Genomic DNA, 15,686 nt, shown 5'->3' with positions numbered 1-15,686 from the left:
TTAAAAACATGAAGCTTGGCTTATCGAAGCTGGCCGGCCGCTCAAGTGGTGCAGCTTGCCACCTATACTGCGCGCTCTTCAATCAATCGCCGTTTGCAACTGAGAACCTATGGAAAACCTGGGGCTGGGCAAGGTCCTGCTTGTCGAGGACGACGAGCGGCTGGCAGGGCTGATCGCACATTTTTTGTCGCAGCATGGCTTTGACGTGCGCGTGGTACACCGGGGCGACGAGGCCCTGACGGCCTTTCTAGACTTCACGCCAAAGATGGTGGTGCTCGATTTGATGCTGCCGGGCCAGAGTGGCTTGCAGGTGTGTCGCGAGATCCGCCGGGTGTCGGACACGCCCATCGTGATCCTCACCGCCAAAGAGGACGATCTGGACCATATCCTGGGCTTGGAGTCCGGTGCCGACGACTACGTGATCAAACCGATCAAACCACCGGTGCTGCTGGCGCGCCTGCGTGCATTGCAACGCCGCCAGGCGCCGGAGCCTACGGTGCGCGGAGCCCTAGCGTTTGGCCGGTTGGCCATCGACCGCAGTTGCCGGGTGGTTAGCCTGGGGGGCGAGCGCATCGACCTGACCACCATGGAGTTCGAGCTGCTCTGGCTGCTGGCCAGCAACGCTGGCAGCATCCTGTCGCGCGATGACATCCTCAACCGTATGCGCGGCATCGCTTTCGATGGCCTCAACCGCAGTGTCGACGTGTACATCAGCAAGCTGCGCGCCAAGCTCAACGACAACCCCCGCGAACCGGTGTGCATCAAGACCATCTGGGGCAAGGGCTACCTGTTCAATCCATTTGCGTGGGAGGTCTAGGTGCTGCGGCTATACCTGCGTTTGTATCTGATCCTGGCGTTGGGGCTGGCAGGCGCAATCTGGCTGGTCAACTACACCTTCGACGAGCTGCTGCCCGACGCCAACGAAACCTACAACCGCGAGGCCATGCGTGGCCCGGCGTATGGCGTGGTCGAACAACTGCGGCCATTACCCAGTGCACAGCGCCAGGCCCGGCTCGCCGAACTGCAAGCGCACTATGGGCTGCGTCTGCAATTGGTGCGCAGAGACACCCAGGCGCTCACCTCCCGAGAGCAAGCGCTGCTGGCTCAGGGGCTGCTGGTGGTGCGTGGCGACTTCAAGGAGTTCCTCGCCGCTATCGACGCTGGCCCGCAGTTGCTGGAGATCAAACTGCCGGAAGAGCCCAAATGGCTGTACCTATGGGCCTATGGCCTTCTCGGGGTGTGCCTGGCCCTTGTGCTGTATTTTTGGGTGCGCCCGCATTGGCGCGACCTGGAACACATCCGCCTGGCTGCCCAGCGTTTCGGCGATAACGACCTGGGCTCACGCATCCTGCTGCCGCGCCGCTCCACCGTGCGTGAGCTGGCCGGCCACTTCAACCAGATGGCCGAACGCATCGAAAGCCTGATCGCCAATCAGCGCGAACTCACTAACGCCGTGTCCCACGAATTGCGTACACCGATTGCGCGGTTGTCGTTCGAGCTCGACCAGCTCAAGCAACAGGCCGACCCGCGCCAACGCAGCGAACTGATTGCCGACATGTACGCAGACCTCGGCGAACTGGAAGAGATGGTCTCGGAGTTGCTCACCTACGCCAGCCTGGAACGCGGCGCCACCCAGGTCACCCGCGAGCGCATCGAAGCCCACAGCTGGCTCGACAGCGTGATCGGCAGCGTGGCGCTGGAGGCCGAAGCGGCCGGTGTGCAGTTATCGTTGCGCGTGTGCGAGGTGGATTTTATCCAGATCGAACCGCGCTTTATGGCCCGCGCGGTGATCAACCTGTTGCGCAACGCCATTCGTTACGCCGAACGCCGGGTGCACGTGTCATTGCTCGCATTCGGTAACGGTTATGAAGTGCGCGTGTGTGACGACGGCCCCGGCGTGCCTGAGGACGGCCGCGCGAAAATCTTCCAACCCTTCATGCGCCTGGACGCCAGCCGCGACCGCCGCACCGGAGGCTTCGGCCTTGGGCTGGCCTTGGTGCAGCGGGTGTCACAGTGGCACGGCGGGCAGGTCGAGGTGCGAGATTCGGAATGGGGCGGGGCATCGTTTCGCATGACCTGGGCGTACGCCGAATAACCCGCAGAACCACGCCCGCCCGAGTGCCTTATGGGGCCAGTGCACTCAAGATCGCATGTGCCACTTTCACCCGTTCGGCGTTCGGGTAGTTCCTGTTCGCCAGGATCACCACGCCGTTGTCCTGGCTCGGTACGTACGCCACGTAGGCGCCAAACCCGCCGGTGGAACCGGTTTTGTTGTACAGCACATTGGCCGGTTGCGCCTGGGGCTGGGTGAACCAGCTGGCTGCATGGGGTTGCAGGGCCATGGGCGTGGAGTTGCCGTCGATCAACGCTTGCAGCGAAATGGGGTGGGGGTAGTACTCCCAGCCCAGGGCCTGGGTCATGCCGTCCACGCGGTAATAACCGCTATGGGTGGTGGCGATGGCCTGTTGCAGCGGCTGTTCCAGGGTTTGCGGGTGCATGTTCGCCAGGACGTAGCGTGCGAGGTCGTGGGCGCTGGTCTTGATGCCATAGGCTTCGCTGTCCAGCGCGCCGGGGCTGACGCGCACGGGTTTGTCCTGTTTGTCATAGCCTTGGGCGTAAAGGGCCATTTGCGCCTTTGGCACGTTCACATAGGTGTGTTTCAGGCCCAGTTTGGGCAGCAGTGTTTGCTCCATGGCGACGTTGTACGGTTGTTGTAGGCTTTGCGCCGCCAGATAACCGAACAGACCGATGCTGGGGTTGGAATACAACCGCTGTGCGCCGGGCGCATAGGTGGGTTTCCAGTGCTGGAAGTAGTTGAGCATGCCGCCTGCAGTGTCAGCGGCTTGGGGGAACTGCAACGGCAAACCGCCGGCGGTGTAGGTGGCCAGTTGCAACAGGCTGATCTGCTCGAACGCGCTACCCTTGAGGGCCGGCAGGTGCTGGCTGGCCTTGTCCGATAGCGTGAGTTTGCCGGTGGCTTGGGCGTAGCCGCCCAGGGTGGCGGCGAAGGTTTTACTGACCGAACCCACTTCAAATAGCGTGTTTTCGCTGACCGGTTGTTGGGTTTCTCGGGAGGCAAGGCCGTAATTAAAGTATTGCACCTGGCCTTGGTGAATTACGGCGACCGAAAGGCCGGTGATGCCTTGCTGGCGCATCAGCGGCTCAATGCTGGCGTTTACCACGGGGCGCAGGTCGGTACTGGCGATGCAGCTGCCCGCGCCGAGCAGCAGTGCAGAAAGAACGAGGGTGTGTGCGTAGTGACGCATGGTGGTTGGCTTCCCTATAAGTGTCGCGATAGCAATAAAGGCCTGCGCAGGCGCCGCAAATCTAGGTGGATTTCATTCGGTCGACAAACGATCATATCTCGCACCTGCCATTAGAAAAATTGGGGCTCAAACCCATGTTGCGTTCCCATCTGCCCCTCAATGCCTTGCGCGCCTTCGAAGCCTCGGCCCGGCACTTGAGCTTCACCCGCGCCGCCATTGAACTGTGCGTGACCCAGGCGGCGGTCAGCCATCAGGTGAAAAGCCTGGAGGCGCAACTCAATGTGACCTTGTTCAAACGCTTGCCGCGCGGGCTGATGCTCACCCGCGAAGGCGAAACCCTGCTGCCGGTGCTGCGTGAATCCTTCGATCGCATTGCCCAGACTTTGGGCCAGTTCGAAGGCGGGCATTACCGCGAAGTGCTGACTGTGGGCGCGGTGGGCACCTTCGCGGTAGGTTGGCTGTTGCCGCGCCTGGCCGACTTCCAGGCCCGCTACCCGCTTATCGACTTGCGCTTGTCCACCCATAACAACCGTGTCGACGTGGCTGCCGAGGGGTTGGACTACGCAGTACGCTTCGGCGCCGGCGCCTGGCATGGCACCGATGCCTGCCATCTGCTGGAAGCGCCGCTGACGGTGCTGTGCATTCCCGCGATCGCCGAGCAACTGCATACGCCATACGACCTGTTGAAACACACGCTGCTGCGCTCCTATCGCGCCGATGAGTGGAGCCTGTGGTTTCACGCTGCGGGTTTGCCCGTCGACACCCTGGTGCCGCGCAGCATCGTGTTCGACTCCTCCCTGGCGATGATGGATGCGGCGCTGCAAGGCATCGGCGTTGCGTTGGCACCGGCGCTGATGTTCACGCGGCAACTGGAGAACGATCTGATCCGCCAGCCGTTCGATGTCGGCATCAACACCGGCAGTTACTGGCTGACACGCCTGCAATCGCGCGCCGAAACCTCGGCAATGCTGGCGTTCAAGGAGTGGTTGCAAGTGCAATCCGGCGACGTCTGAACTGTCCTAATGCCATCATCTTGAAACAAAATGAAACATTCTCTCGGGCGCTGCGATCTACTGTGTCCCCACCTGAGGCTGTTCATGAAAATTCCACGCCCCTCCGCTCGCATGCCGCACCTGACTCAACTGCGCAATCTGAAGATGGCGCGCTCGGCTCACGCCTACGTGCGCGGCAGCACCGTACAGTTTTACGAGTGGCTGCACAGCCTGCCGGGGCGCCGCTTGCCCCATGGACCGGCGATCTGGATCTGCGGCGACTGCCACGCCGGCAACCTGGGCCCGACCGGCGACAACAACGGCCGTATCGACATGCATATCCGCGACCTTGACCAAACGGTGATCGGCAACCCGGCCCATGATCTGGTGCGCCTGGCCCTGTCCCTGGCCACCGCCGCGCGGGGTTCGGACCTGCCAGGTGTGACCACTGCGCGCATGCTCGAAGAAATGATGCTGGGTTACGAGCAAGCCTTCAAAGACAAGCCGGATGAAGCCCCGCCGCGCCCCTCCCAGGTCAAGGCCGGCATGCGCAGCGCGGTGGCGCGCACGTGGAAAAACCTGGCGCGGGAACGGATCGAAAGCGTGCGGCCGACGATCCCCTTGGGCAAACACTTCTGGTCGCTGTCGCGCGCGGAAAAAAGCGCGTTGGAGCACGTCTGCGCCTCGGATGACATTCAACAGTTGGTCACCTCGCTCAAAGGTCGGCCAAAGGATGCCAAGGTTGAACTGCTGGACTCCGCGTATTGGGTAAAAGGCTGCAGTTCCCTTGGCCTGATGCGCTATGCGGTATTGCTCGGCGTGGGTGACAAAGATGATCAGGAATACTGCCTGATCGATATCAAGGAAGCCGTGGGCGCGGCCGCACCCCGAGCGCCGCGGGCGAAGATGCCTCGGGACAATGGTCGTCGCGTGGTCGAAGGCGCACGCCATCTATCGCCAGGATTGGGCGAGCGCATGGTGGCGACGCGTTTTCTGGATCACGGCTTTTTTATCCGGGAACTGCTGCCCCAGGACATGAAGTTGGAGCTGGATGAACTGAGCGAAACCGATGCCATGCACGCTGCCGGTTATCTGGCCCGCGTAGTCGGCATCGCCCACGCCCGCCAGATGGATCGCGCCACCCGCAAAGCATGGATGGCAGTGCTCCAGGAAAACCGCACCCGACAACTGGATGCGCCGTCATGGCTATGGACGAGCGTGGTGCAACTGGTGGGCAGCCATGAACAAGGCTACCTCAACCATTGCCGGCGATATGCCCTGGAGCACTGATCCTCAGCGTGCCGTGATGAGCAGGGCAAGCCTGCTCATCACAAGCGTTGCATGTGCTAGCTTTCGGCAGGCAGCCCCCGCTGACAGTCGATCTCACGCCAGGTATTTGCGAAACCACCCCAAGGTGCGTTCCCACGCCAGGTTCGCCGCCGCGTCGTCATAGCGCGGTGTCGAATCATTGTGAAACCCATGGTTGGCGCCCTGGTAGATATACGCCTCATAGGTCGTCCCGGCCGCTTTCAACGCTTGCTCATAGGCCGGCCAGCCTTCGTTGATTCGCGTGTCCAGCTCGCCGAAATGCAGCATGATCGGCGCCTTGATACGCGCGACGTCCTTGGCGTCCGGTTGGCGCCCGTAGAACGACACCGCCGCGCCCAGGTCGGGGTAGGCCACCGCCGCCGCATTGGTCACGCCGCCGCCGTAGCAGAAACCGGTGATGCCGACTTTGCCGGTGCTGCTGTCGTGTTTCATCAGCCAGTCGATGGCGGCGAAGAAGTCGTTCATCAGGCGGGTCGGGTCGATTTTCTCTTGCAGCGCTTTGCCTTTTTCGTCATTGCCGGGGTAGCCGCCCACCGATGTGAGACCGTCCGGCGCCAGGGCGATGAAACCGGCCTTGGCCAGGCGTCGCGCGACGTCTTCGATATAAGGGTTCAAGCCACGGTTTTCATGCACCACCACCACCGCCGGCAGTTTGCCGCTGGCATTGGCCGGGCGCACCAGATAGCCGCGTACCGTGCCGTGGCCTTGGGGCGAGGGGTAGGTGATGTAGTCGGCGACGATGGCCGGGTCAGTGAATTTCACCTGTTCGGCTAGGGCATAGTTGGGGCTAAGCGCCGCCAGCAGCGCCGATGCGGTCAGCCCGCCCAAGGTGAACAGCGCGGCGCGGTCGAGAAATTCGCGGCGGTTGATCGTGCCGTGGGCATAGCCGTCATAGAGTTCCAGCAGTTCGGGAGCGAAGTCTTTGGCGGTCAGACGTTCCATTAGTGCAGTCCTCAATAAGCGATGGCAGTGAGGGTAGCCCAGGTTCAGTCGCTGCGACCGTGGGCAGCGGCAGCCAATTGGCCGGTATCGACGCGCACGAACACCGAATCACCGATGGCCGTGAGCACATCGCCGGCGTACACCTCGCAGATTACCTGGGTTTTGCGCCCGACTTCGCCCTCGACCCGCGCACGCAGCGTCAGCGGCACGCCCATGGGGGTGGGCTTGATGAATTTGATACCCAGGTTGCCGGTGACGCAGTCGATACGCGGCAGGCTGCCGGGTTCGCGCTGTTCGGCCTGATAGTGATAGGCCATGGCGGTCCAGTTGGAGTGGCAGTCCACCAGCATGGCGATCAGGCCGCCATAGACCAGGTCCGGCCAGCCGCAATAGCGAGCGTCGGGCTGATGCTCGGCGATCACATGGATGCGGTCTTCGTCCCAGCGGCTCTTGATATGCAAACCATGGGGGTTGCTGCTGCCGCAGCCGTAGCAGACGCCTTCCGGCGCGGTAGTGTCCTGCAGTGAAGGGGCGTGCATGTCGCATCCTTTTATTCTGTGGCGATAGCTCTGTTTAGCAGGACAAACGACGAATGGGAATAAAACGCTGAGCTAATGGTGCCGCTGCGCGACGACGGATCACCGCGCAAAGCGCCTGGCGCCCGCCACACATGCGATCACCATGAGCGTCACCAGCAGCATGCCCAGGCTGACCTGTTCATGCAGCAATCCAGCCGCCAGCGCCAGGCCGAAGAACGGTTGCAGCAACTGCAACTGGCCGACAGCCGCAATACCGCCCTGGGCGAGGCCGCGATACCAGAATACGAAGCCGATCAGCATGCTGAACAACGCCACGTAGCCCAGGCTCAGCCACGCCGACAGGCTGATCCCTGAGACGCTCGACGGCGCCAGTAAAAGGCTCAGCGGCGCCACCACTGGCAGTGCCACCACCAGTGCCCAACAGATCACCTGCCAACCGCCGAGGCTGCGCGACAGCGTGGCACCCTCGGCGTATCCCAGGCCGCACACCAGCACCGCCAGCAGCATCAGCAAATCGCCAGCCGGAGCGGCGGTCAGGCCCTGCGACAAGGCGTAACCCACCACCAATGCGCTGCCCAGCAGCGAAAACAACCAGAACACCGGGCGCGGCCGCTCCCCACCGCGCCACACCGCAAACACCGCAGTGGCCAGCGGCAACAGGCCGATAAACACGATGGAGTGGGCGGAGGTCACGTATTGCAACGCCATGGCGGTGAGCAGGGGGAAACCGATCACCACGCCCAGCGAGACGATCGCCAGAGGCAGCCACTGCTGGCGTGTGGGGCGTTTCTCCTTGAATACCCGTAGCAGCAACACCGCCAGCAGCGCGGCTAGGGTGGCGCGGATCACGGTCAGGAACACTGGATCGAATTCCATCACTGCCAGGCGCGTGGCCGGCAGTGAACCACTGAAGATCACCACGCCGATAAAACCGTTGATCCAGCCCTGGGTGCGGGTGTCCGGGGTGTCGAGGGAACGTTCCATGAGGTCTGCCTGAAAAAGAGAAGTTGCGTGGGCGTCATCCTAGGAGCGAGGATTGGGACAATCAAAAAATTGTCATGGATACAGCCGCCATGCCGCGAGCCCGTTACAAACTGCTGGTCGACCGCTTCGCCCACGCCATCCGCTCAGGTGCGTTGGCGCCCGGAACCCGGCTGCCTACGCACCGTCAGTTGGCCGCCGAACATGGCTTGGCGCTGGCAACGGCGAGCCGGGTGTACACCGAGTTGGAGGCCATGGGCCTGGTCAGTGGGGAGACGGGGCGGGGCACTTTTGTCCGTGAGATCGCCTTGCCGCCGGGGCAGGGCAGTGGGCAGATGAACGTGGCGGCGGGCCTGCTCGATCTGAATTTCAACTATCCGTCCTTGCCCGGCCAGGCCGACCTGCTGCGCACGGCTCTGCGCCAGTTGGCGCTGTCCGGCGACCTGGAAGCCTTGCTGCGTTACCAGCCCCACGCCGGCCGTATACACGAGCGCGCCGCCGTCGCTCGGCACTTGCTTAGTCGCGGTTTAACGGTGGCGGCCGAACAGGTGCTGGTGGTCAGCGGTGCGCAACATGGCCTGGCGGTGACCATGATGGCGCTGCTCAAGCCGGGCGATGTGATTGCCGTCGATGCGCTGACGTACTCGGGGTTCAAGGTGCTGGCCGAAACCCTGCATCTGGAAATCCTTGCTCTGCCGGTCACCGCCTACGGTCCGGACCTGGACGCTCTGCAGCAGTTGTGCCGCCGCCGCCCGGTGCGCGCGGTGTACAGCATGCCGACCCTGCATAACCCACTCGGTTGGGTGATGGACCTGACGCAGCGCGAGCGGTTGGTGGACATCGCCCGCCAGCACAATCTGATGATCATCGAGGACGCGGCGTACGCGTTTCTCGCCGAAGACGCACCGCCGCCCGTGGCCAGCCTGGCGCCGGAGCGCACGGTATATGTGGGCGGGTTATCCAAGAGTGTCGCTACCGGTTTGCGCGTGGGGTTTGTCGCGGCACCGCCGGCGTGGGTCAGCGCGCTTGAACGCAGGGTGATGGCCACGACATGGAACGTGCCCGGCATCATGAGCGCCATCGCCGTGGGCTGGCTGGAAGACGGCACTGTGGCTCAGTTGGAAGCGCAAAAGCGCGAGGACGCCAAGGCGCGGCAAGCGCTGGCGGCGCAGGTGCTCAAGGGGTTGGATTACACCTGTCATCCGTCTTCGTATTTTTTGTGGTTACCGCTGGCCGAAGACGCTCGCGCCGATCAAGTGGCAATGGCTTTGCAGCGCCAGGGCGTGTCGGTGTCCACCGCCGAGCCGTTCGCGGTCTCGACCCATGTGCCCCATGCGCTGCGCCTGGCCCTGGGGTCGGTGGACATGCCGGCGCTGCGCGAGGCGTTGCTCAAGGTGCGCAACATCGTGGCGTGGTGAGCCGCGCTGGGCTCACCGGGTGTGTCAGAACTTGAACGCTTGCCGACCGATCAGCAGCCAGTGGCCTTTTTGCTTCTGCCAAACCTGGAAGTTCTCGATATCGGTCGGCACCTCGATGCCACTGTTCACCGCTTGGGCGTGAAAGTGGTTGCGCACCAGTGCCGTATCGCCGTTCAAGGTGATGGTCTGCTTCTGCATTTCCAGGGTCTTGAAGCCGCTGCGGCCGGTTTCGATGTCGGCGATAAATTCCTGTTTGTTCTGGATCTTGCCGCTGGAGTGGCCGTAGGTCAGCTTCTCGGCGGTGAGGGCCTGCAATTGCTTGATGTCTTTATGCAGCATGGCTTGGGTCAGGTGGTCGACGGCTTGGGCTACATCCTGGTCGTCGGCGGCAGGGCCGGCGGCGACGTAGCCGCTGAACAGACATAGAAAGCCGATCAGCACTTTGATGTTTTGCATGGAGAGGTCCTTATTGTTATGGAGGCGAGACGACGATTAAGTCGTCGTACAACAATGCAATAAATCAGCTTGGGATGGAAAGTAAAATTCGGATTATCCAGAGAAATAGAGAGATGTATAAGCGGATTTATTTATGTGACGTCCTAACAGTGCGCGTCGAAAGCTATTCAGGGCTTGGTGCTTTCCTGTGCGGACGGCGCACCGTTATGCTAGCGCCTTAATATCACTCAGCCGAGATTCAAAATGGACATTGACTGGCATCGTGACGTTCTCACCCGCGCCACCCCCATCACCGCGCAATACAAAAGCACCCAGAACGTTCGGCGTTTTATGCGTGATCAGTGTGGGCCGACGTTTAAGTTCGACCGGGCCTTTATGGCGTGGCTTCGTAGCGGCGAACCCAGCACCTTGGGCGACTTAGCCGATCAGTGGGGTCGTTTGCACGGTGTGAACAGGTCGGCGCTGGAGAACCGATGATCGCCGAGGCGATGGTGGTCCTGCTGGACTATGGAGCGTACCTGGCGCCAGGCCTTTTGTTATTCGGCCTGTGGTTCGCGCTCACCCCCAGAACGCTGGTGGCTATGCGCATTCTGATTCTGCTGGCGGCATTTGTGCTGATGCGCGATGCAATGACGCCGCTGCGCATGTGGGCCCTTGGCAGCGAGATGCAGATTGCGTTCAGCGCGAACCCGGTCGTGCTCGCGACGTTAGGCGGGCTGTCGTTGCTGTTGATCGCAGGCCTTGCGCGCGTGGCCCCGCCGTTGTGGGCACTGGTGGTGTGGTACAGAGGAACCCGTTTAACGGGGTTGTTGATGGGGTTGGCGGTGGGGTGTCTGATCGGCGTGCCATTGCGTACCTACCAAGGGATCGACGCCCAACAGATCCCAGGCTATTGGCTGTGGTTGCCGGGCATGATCGTGTTGGCTTACTGCGCCAACGCGTTGGAGGAAGTGCTGTTTCGCGGTTTTTTACAGGGCCACCTGGAGCAGCAGGTCGCGCCGATTCGAGCGGCTTTGATTAGCGGCGTGGCCTTTGCCGCGTGCCATAGTTTCCTGGCCCTTAGCGTGACCCAACTGGGATGGCCGGTGCTGCTGTTTACCCTCGTGGAAGGGTTGGCCTGTGCCCTGGTGCGCATGCGTTATGGGGTAGTGCCTGCAACGGCCTGCCATGGCACGGCAATCCTGCTGATTGCCGTGCCCTACGTGGGCTGAGGTGAAATGCGTTCGAGGCATCGAACCCGTTAGTGTGCGTTCAGTGGCGGGGTGCGCGGCGGTATCAGGCGTTTGCTGCCGGTTGCTTCATAGGCCGAGGCGAGGCGCAGTAACGCCGAGTCATCGTACGCCCGCCCGGCAAATGTCAGCCCCACCGGCATGCCGATATCCGCCATCACGCCCATTGGCACGGTGACGGTGGGCACGCCCAGGTGGCGGATGGCGAGGTTGCCGTTGGCCACCCAGATGCCGTTGCTCCAGGCGATGTCGGCGCTGGTTTCGTTGACATCCGCGTCCGCCGGGCCTACATCGGCCACGGTGGGGAACAGCACCGCGTCGAGGCCGAGGTTGTCCATCCAGTCTTCCAAGTCGATGCGCCGGGTTTGTTCCAGGCCGCGCAGGCCGTCGGGCACGCTGGCGATTTCATTCCATGGCGTGATGCCGCGCTGGGCCATGCGTACGTACTCGTCCATGCCGGCGGCGAGGTCGTCTTCGCGGTTGGGCAAGGTGCCGGGGTCGTGGGGGAAGATCTGCGGGCCATCAACGTCCGCCAGGCGGTTGAGTGCCGGGTCGTTATTGGCGCGCAGGAAATCGTCAAAGGCCCAGGCGGAAAGCTCCCACAGTTCATCGTGCAGGAACTGCTTGGACACCAGGCCACGGGTAAACACTGTGGGTGCGCCCGGACGATCGCCTTCGCAGTTGGAGACCAGCGGGAAATCCACCTCGACCACTTCCGCGCCGGCGGCTTCCAAGGCTTGGCGCGCGGCCTGCCACAGGTCGATCACGCTGGCACGGGTGTGGATCTTCTGCCCGGTCGGGCCACCGATGCCGGGTTTTTCGCTGGTGCCGGCGTCCGGGTCGGCATTGATGTACATGCGCGGCACGCCAAAGCGCTTGCCGGCCAGGTCCGACGGGCTGGCGGCCAATTGTGCGTAGGACGCCGGGCGCACCGAGGCGACGCTGGGGATCGGCACCCAGGATTGCAGGCGCCACAGGTCGCCACGGGTATCGGGGTCTTCGGCGACCACCACATCAAGCACTTCCAGCAGGTCAGCCATGGTGCGCGCAAACGGCACCACCACATCCATAGTTGGGGTCAACGGCCAATTGCCGCGCACCGAAATCACTCCACGGGACGGCGTGTACGCGCACAGGCCATTGTTGGAGGCCGGGCCGCGGCCGCTCGACCAGGTTTCTTCAGCCAGGCCGAACGCGGCGAAGCTGGCTGCTGTCGCGGTGCCGGCGCCATTGGACGAACCGGAGGCGAACGGCGCGGTGAGGTAGTCAGCGTTGTAGGGGCTTTCAGCGCGGCCGTACACACCGCGCTGCATGCCGCCATTGGCCATTGGCGGCATATTGGTCTTGCCCAGGCAGATCGCCCCCCCGGCGCGCAGGCGTTCGATGGTGAAGGCGTCGCGATGGGCCACCAGTTTGGCGAACGCCGGGCTGCCGGAGGCCGCTGTCAGGCCTTTGACCAGGTAACTGTCCTTGGCCGTATAAGGAATGCCATCCAGCGGCCCGAGGGTTTCGCCCTTGGCCCGGCGCGCATCGGACGCCTGAGCCTCTTCCAGAGCCTGGGGATTGCGCACCACCACAGCGTTAAGCGCGGTACTCGTTTGGGGGCCGTCATAGGCATCGATCCGCGCCAGGTAAGCCTTGACCAGTTCAACGGCAGTGGTCTGGCCGGATTCGAGCGCCGCGCGCAGTTGGGCAATGGAAACTTCAGTCACTTGCATCACGTTTTTTCGCCGCCTTCAGAGGGGAGGTATGGCGGCAGTCTACGGACAGATATTTCACAAAACCAGCGCGGAGGCGGCATAGGTGGCGGCAGTTCGGTGCCGGCCGGCACTTTCCAGCGACTGCCCGGACGGCAGCAAATGTCGATATCAGACGTCTGGATGACGCAATGAGGCTATTTTGACCGGCGACATGCCGCGTACTGTGACCCGTCATTGAGAAATGATGATCGCCTGACCCTCCGGTCAGCACGTCTGAACGTCGATCACAGAGAATAAAAAGAACGATGAATAGCCTGAGTTCCAAGGATTCGAACGGCCAACTGGCGCAGGGCTTCAAGCCGCGTCATGTCACCATGCTCTCCATCGCCGGCATTATCGGTGCTGGGTTGTTTGTCGGGTCCGGGCATGCGATTGCGGCGGCGGGCCCCGCAGTCATGCTGGCGTATTTTTTTTCCGGGCTGCTGGTGGTGCTGGTCATGCGCATGCTGGGCGAGATGGCGGTGGCCAACCCGGATACCGGCTCCTTTTCGACCTATGCCGACCAGGCCATCGGACGCTGGGCCGGGTTTACGATTGGCTGGCTGTACTGGTGGTTCTGGGTGCTGGTGATTCCGATCGAAGCCCTGGCCGCCGGGCATATCTTGAACCAGTGGTTTCCCCAGATCGACGCTTGGCTGTTTGCCTTGTTGTCGATCTTTTTGTTGGTGGTCACCAATTTGTTCAGTGTCTCCAAGTACGGAGAATTCGAGTTCTGGTTTGCCATGGCCAAGGTCGTGGCGATCATCGGCTTTATCGGCCTGGGTGGCGCCGTGCTGATGGGCTGGATTCCCGAGCGGGAGGCCAGTGGCTTGAGTCGACTGATGGAGGAGCATGGCGGTTTTGCCCCGAACGGTATGTCCGCCGTCGTGGGCGCGTTCATTACCATCATGTTCAGCTTTATCGGAACGGAGGCGGTCACCATCGCCGCAGCGGAGTCCAGCAACCCCGCGCAGAATATCGCCCGCGCCACACGTTCGGTGATGTGGCGTATCGGCGTGTTCTATGTGCTGTCGATCTTCGTGGTGATTTCCGTGGTGCCTTGGAATGACCCTTTGCTGGCGTCCGTCGGTTCCTATCAACGGGCACTGGAGTTGATGAATATTCCCCATGCCAAGTTGCTGGTCGACGGTGTCGTGCTGATTGCCGTGGCCAGTTGCATGAACTCCTCTATCTACATTGCCTCGCGCATGTTGTATTCCCTGGGCAAACGCGGCGATGCGCCCACGTTGATGAAAAAGACGTCGGCAGCCAGCGTGCCTAGGGCCGCGGTGATCGCCAGTACCGTGCTGGGCGCTGGCGTGACGTTGCTCAGCTACTTCATGCCCGCCGGGCTTTTCCAGTTCCTGCTGGCCAGTTCCGGGGCGATCGCGTTGTTGGTGTACCTGGTGATCGCCATTTCGCAACTGCGTATGCGCAAGCTCATGCAGCGCCGCAATATCACGCTGACGTTCAAGATGTGGTTGTTCCCCTGGCTGACCTGGTTGGTCATCGCCTTTATTTGCGCCGCGCTGGGGGTAATGCTGGTGACGCCAGAGCATCGTCTTGAGGTGTCTTCGACGATTGGGTTGGCGTTGCTGATTTCACTGGTGGGGGTTATCACTGCGCGCCAACCCGTGCGCGCGCAGAGCCCACTTTCGATGGTTTCGCCGCCATGAATGCACGACCTGTGACCAGCATCCTGTTTGTATTGTTGGACCGGTTCACGCTGATCTCATTGGCGTCGGCGGTGGAGCCGCTGCGCATGGCCAACCAATTGTCGGGGCAGGAGCTCTATCGTTGGTACACCGCCAGTTTCGACGGCACGCCCATCTGGGCCAGCGACGGCGTGCCCATCACGCCGGACAGCTCGGTGGATGCCGCCCCGTCGGCCGACATTATTTTCGTGTGCGGCGGGACGGGCATTCAAAACACGGTGACCCCCGAGCTGGTCAAGTGGCTGCGCGCTCAGGCGCGTTACTCCAAACGCTTGGGCGGCATCTGCACCGGCAGTTGGGTATTGGCCAGGGCAGGGCTGTTGGATGGCTTTGAGTGCAGCGTTCACTGGGAGTGGCTGGCCGCGATGCAAGAAGCGTTTGCGCGAGTGACTGTCAGCCCAAGCCTGTTCACCCTCGACCGCGGCCGCCTCACCAGTTCAGGGGGCACGGCGCCGATGGATATGATGCTGCACTTGATCGGCCTGGATCACGGGCATGAACTGTCAGCAGCCATTTCAGACATGTTCGTCTATGAACGCATGCGCAGTGAGCAAGACCACCAGCGCATACCGCTCAAGCACATGCTGGGCACTCAGCAGCCCAAGCTGCAGGAAATCGTGACGCTGATGGAGGCGAACCTTGAGGAGCCCATCGACCTGGACCACCTGGCGGAGTATGTCCAGCTCTCTCGACGGCAGCTTGAACGGATGTTTCAGAAGTACTTGCACTGCTCGCCGTCGCGCTATTACCTGCGGCTGCGGTTGATCCGCGCGCGGCAGTTGCTTAAGCAGACGCCCATCTCTATCGTCGAATTGGCGGTGCTCTGTGGTTTTGTATCGACGCCGCACTTTTCCAAATGTTATCGGGAGTACTTCGGTGTGCCGCCCAGCGATGAGCGGCTGGCGACGCATGAGCGTACAGTGGTGCAAAAGCCGGTGATCAACGTCGTGCGCAAGCCGATGCCCATGAGTGTGCTGGAGCAAGCACGCTCCGAGGCAACGTTTGGCAGTTTCCGACGACTCAAATCCTCCCTGGGCTGACCGACTTTGGTGGTCACCGTTCGTCCAGTACTCGGCACTC

The 15,686-nt window shown here is 62.1% G+C and carries 15 protein-coding genes; 9 read left to right on the top strand and 6 right to left on the bottom strand.

Going from position 1 to position 15,686, the window contains the following annotated elements:
- The first annotated feature begins 109 nt into the window (after positions 1-109).
- Positions 110-817, top strand: a complete 708-nt coding sequence (locus QRN41_RS06920; protein ID WP_285421385.1) for a winged helix-turn-helix domain-containing protein — start codon at positions 110-112, stop codon at positions 815-817.
- A complete protein-coding gene (locus QRN41_RS06915) occupies positions 818-2,095 on the top strand; it encodes an ATP-binding protein (RefSeq protein WP_285421384.1) in 1,278 nt (425 codons plus the stop codon).
- Positions 2,096-2,123: 28 nt separating this feature from the next.
- Here the strand turns inward: QRN41_RS06915 and ampC are convergent, their stop codons facing one another.
- Complete coding sequence (gene ampC / locus QRN41_RS06910) at positions 2,124-3,266, bottom strand: class C beta-lactamase (protein WP_285421383.1); 1,143 nt, start codon at positions 3,264-3,266, stop codon at positions 2,124-2,126.
- Between the two features lie 134 nt (positions 3,267-3,400).
- On the opposite strand from ampC, the gene QRN41_RS06905 reads away from it, so the two are divergent.
- Together QRN41_RS06905 and QRN41_RS06900 are read left to right on the top strand one after the other, a co-directional pair.
- Positions 3,401-4,279: a LysR family transcriptional regulator gene (locus QRN41_RS06905; RefSeq protein WP_285421382.1), complete on the top strand. Its 879-nt coding sequence runs from the start codon at positions 3,401-3,403 to the stop codon at positions 4,277-4,279.
- Between the two features lie 84 nt (positions 4,280-4,363).
- Complete coding sequence (locus QRN41_RS06900) at positions 4,364-5,548, top strand: DUF2252 family protein (RefSeq protein ID WP_034098185.1); 1,185 nt, start codon at positions 4,364-4,366, stop codon at positions 5,546-5,548.
- Between the two features lie 93 nt (positions 5,549-5,641).
- Here QRN41_RS06900 and yghX read toward each other — a convergent pair whose 3' ends face one another.
- The 3 genes from yghX to QRN41_RS06885 form a co-directional block, all read right to left on the bottom strand.
- Positions 5,642-6,529, bottom strand: a complete 888-nt coding sequence (gene yghX / locus QRN41_RS06895; protein WP_034138331.1) for a YghX family hydrolase — start codon at positions 6,527-6,529, stop codon at positions 5,642-5,644.
- Positions 6,530-6,573: 44 nt separating this feature from the next.
- Positions 6,574-7,068, bottom strand: a complete 495-nt coding sequence (locus QRN41_RS06890) for a PaaI family thioesterase (RefSeq protein ID WP_034098181.1) — start codon at positions 7,066-7,068, stop codon at positions 6,574-6,576.
- A gap of 99 nt (positions 7,069-7,167) precedes the next feature.
- Positions 7,168-8,052 carry a DMT family transporter gene (locus QRN41_RS06885; protein WP_123479907.1) on the bottom strand — a complete coding sequence of 295 codons (885 nt, stop codon included), beginning with the start codon at positions 8,050-8,052 and terminating at the stop codon, positions 7,168-7,170.
- 89 nt (positions 8,053-8,141) lie between these two features.
- Between QRN41_RS06885 and QRN41_RS06880 the strand changes: the two genes are divergently transcribed.
- Positions 8,142-9,467: an aminotransferase-like domain-containing protein gene (locus QRN41_RS06880; RefSeq protein ID WP_285421381.1), complete on the top strand. Its 1,326-nt coding sequence runs from the start codon at positions 8,142-8,144 to the stop codon at positions 9,465-9,467.
- Positions 9,468-9,491: 24 nt separating this feature from the next.
- Here QRN41_RS06880 and QRN41_RS06875 read toward each other — a convergent pair whose 3' ends face one another.
- Positions 9,492-9,923, bottom strand: coding sequence for a nuclear transport factor 2 family protein (locus QRN41_RS06875; protein WP_167418031.1), 432 nt, complete (start codon positions 9,921-9,923; stop codon positions 9,492-9,494).
- A 243-nt stretch (positions 9,924-10,166) separates the two neighbouring features.
- Here QRN41_RS06875 and QRN41_RS06870 point away from each other — a divergent pair, with 243 nt between their 5' ends.
- A complete protein-coding gene (locus QRN41_RS06870) occupies positions 10,167-10,400 on the top strand; it encodes a DUF6434 domain-containing protein (protein WP_285421380.1) in 234 nt (77 codons plus the stop codon).
- Positions 10,397-11,134, top strand: coding sequence for a CPBP family intramembrane glutamic endopeptidase (locus tag QRN41_RS06865; RefSeq protein ID WP_285421379.1), 738 nt, complete (start codon positions 10,397-10,399; stop codon positions 11,132-11,134). The genes QRN41_RS06870 and QRN41_RS06865 overlap by 4 nt, the downstream gene beginning before the upstream one ends.
- Positions 11,135-11,163: 29 nt before the next feature.
- Here the strand turns inward: QRN41_RS06865 and QRN41_RS06860 are convergent, their stop codons facing one another.
- Positions 11,164-12,873: an amidase gene (locus QRN41_RS06860; protein ID WP_285421378.1), complete on the bottom strand. Its 1,710-nt coding sequence runs from the start codon at positions 12,871-12,873 to the stop codon at positions 11,164-11,166.
- 284 nt (positions 12,874-13,157) lie between these two features.
- On the opposite strand from QRN41_RS06860, the gene gabP reads away from it, so the two are divergent.
- The gene (gene gabP, locus QRN41_RS06855; RefSeq protein WP_047882417.1) at positions 13,158-14,567 is read left to right on the top strand and encodes a GABA permease; all 1,410 of its coding nucleotides are present in this window, start codon (positions 13,158-13,160) and stop codon (positions 14,565-14,567) included.
- Positions 14,564-15,646: a choline metabolism transcriptional regulator GbdR gene (gene gbdR / locus QRN41_RS06850; RefSeq protein WP_094066574.1), complete on the top strand. Its 1,083-nt coding sequence runs from the start codon at positions 14,564-14,566 to the stop codon at positions 15,644-15,646. The genes gabP and gbdR overlap by 4 nt, the downstream gene beginning before the upstream one ends.
- The last annotated feature ends 40 nt before the right edge of the window (positions 15,647-15,686 follow it).

Origin of the sequence: Pseudomonas sp. efr-133-TYG-23 (assembly GCF_030209215.1) — a bacterium.
GTDB classification, from domain to species: Bacteria; Pseudomonadota; Gammaproteobacteria; order Pseudomonadales; family Pseudomonadaceae; genus Aquipseudomonas; species Aquipseudomonas rhodesiae.
Note: the sequence above shows the minus strand (reverse complement) of the source record. Positions and strands in the feature narration are given on the sequence as shown.

Coding starts and splice junctions, on each gene's coding strand:
- QRN41_RS06885 (WP_123479907.1), bottom strand. CDS start 8,052: ATGGAACGTTCCCTCGACACCCCGGACACCCGCACCCAGGGCTGGATC.
- QRN41_RS06905 (WP_285421382.1), top strand. CDS start 3,401: ATGTTGCGTTCCCATCTGCCCCTCAATGCCTTGCGCGCCTTCGAAGCC.
- QRN41_RS06875 (WP_167418031.1), bottom strand. CDS start 9,923: ATGCAAAACATCAAAGTGCTGATCGGCTTTCTATGTCTGTTCAGCGGC.
- QRN41_RS06920 (WP_285421385.1), top strand. CDS start 110: ATGGAAAACCTGGGGCTGGGCAAGGTCCTGCTTGTCGAGGACGACGAG.
- gabP (WP_047882417.1), top strand. CDS start 13,158: ATGAATAGCCTGAGTTCCAAGGATTCGAACGGCCAACTGGCGCAGGGC.
- ampC (WP_285421383.1), bottom strand. CDS start 3,266: ATGCGTCACTACGCACACACCCTCGTTCTTTCTGCACTGCTGCTCGGC.
- gbdR (WP_094066574.1), top strand. CDS start 14,564: ATGAATGCACGACCTGTGACCAGCATCCTGTTTGTATTGTTGGACCGG.
- QRN41_RS06890 (WP_034098181.1), bottom strand. CDS start 7,068: ATGCACGCCCCTTCACTGCAGGACACTACCGCGCCGGAAGGCGTCTGC.
- QRN41_RS06880 (WP_285421381.1), top strand. CDS start 8,142: ATGCCGCGAGCCCGTTACAAACTGCTGGTCGACCGCTTCGCCCACGCC.
- yghX (WP_034138331.1), bottom strand. CDS start 6,529: ATGGAACGTCTGACCGCCAAAGACTTCGCTCCCGAACTGCTGGAACTC.
- QRN41_RS06865 (WP_285421379.1), top strand. CDS start 10,397: ATGATCGCCGAGGCGATGGTGGTCCTGCTGGACTATGGAGCGTACCTG.
- QRN41_RS06900 (WP_034098185.1), top strand. CDS start 4,364: ATGAAAATTCCACGCCCCTCCGCTCGCATGCCGCACCTGACTCAACTG.
- QRN41_RS06870 (WP_285421380.1), top strand. CDS start 10,167: ATGGACATTGACTGGCATCGTGACGTTCTCACCCGCGCCACCCCCATC.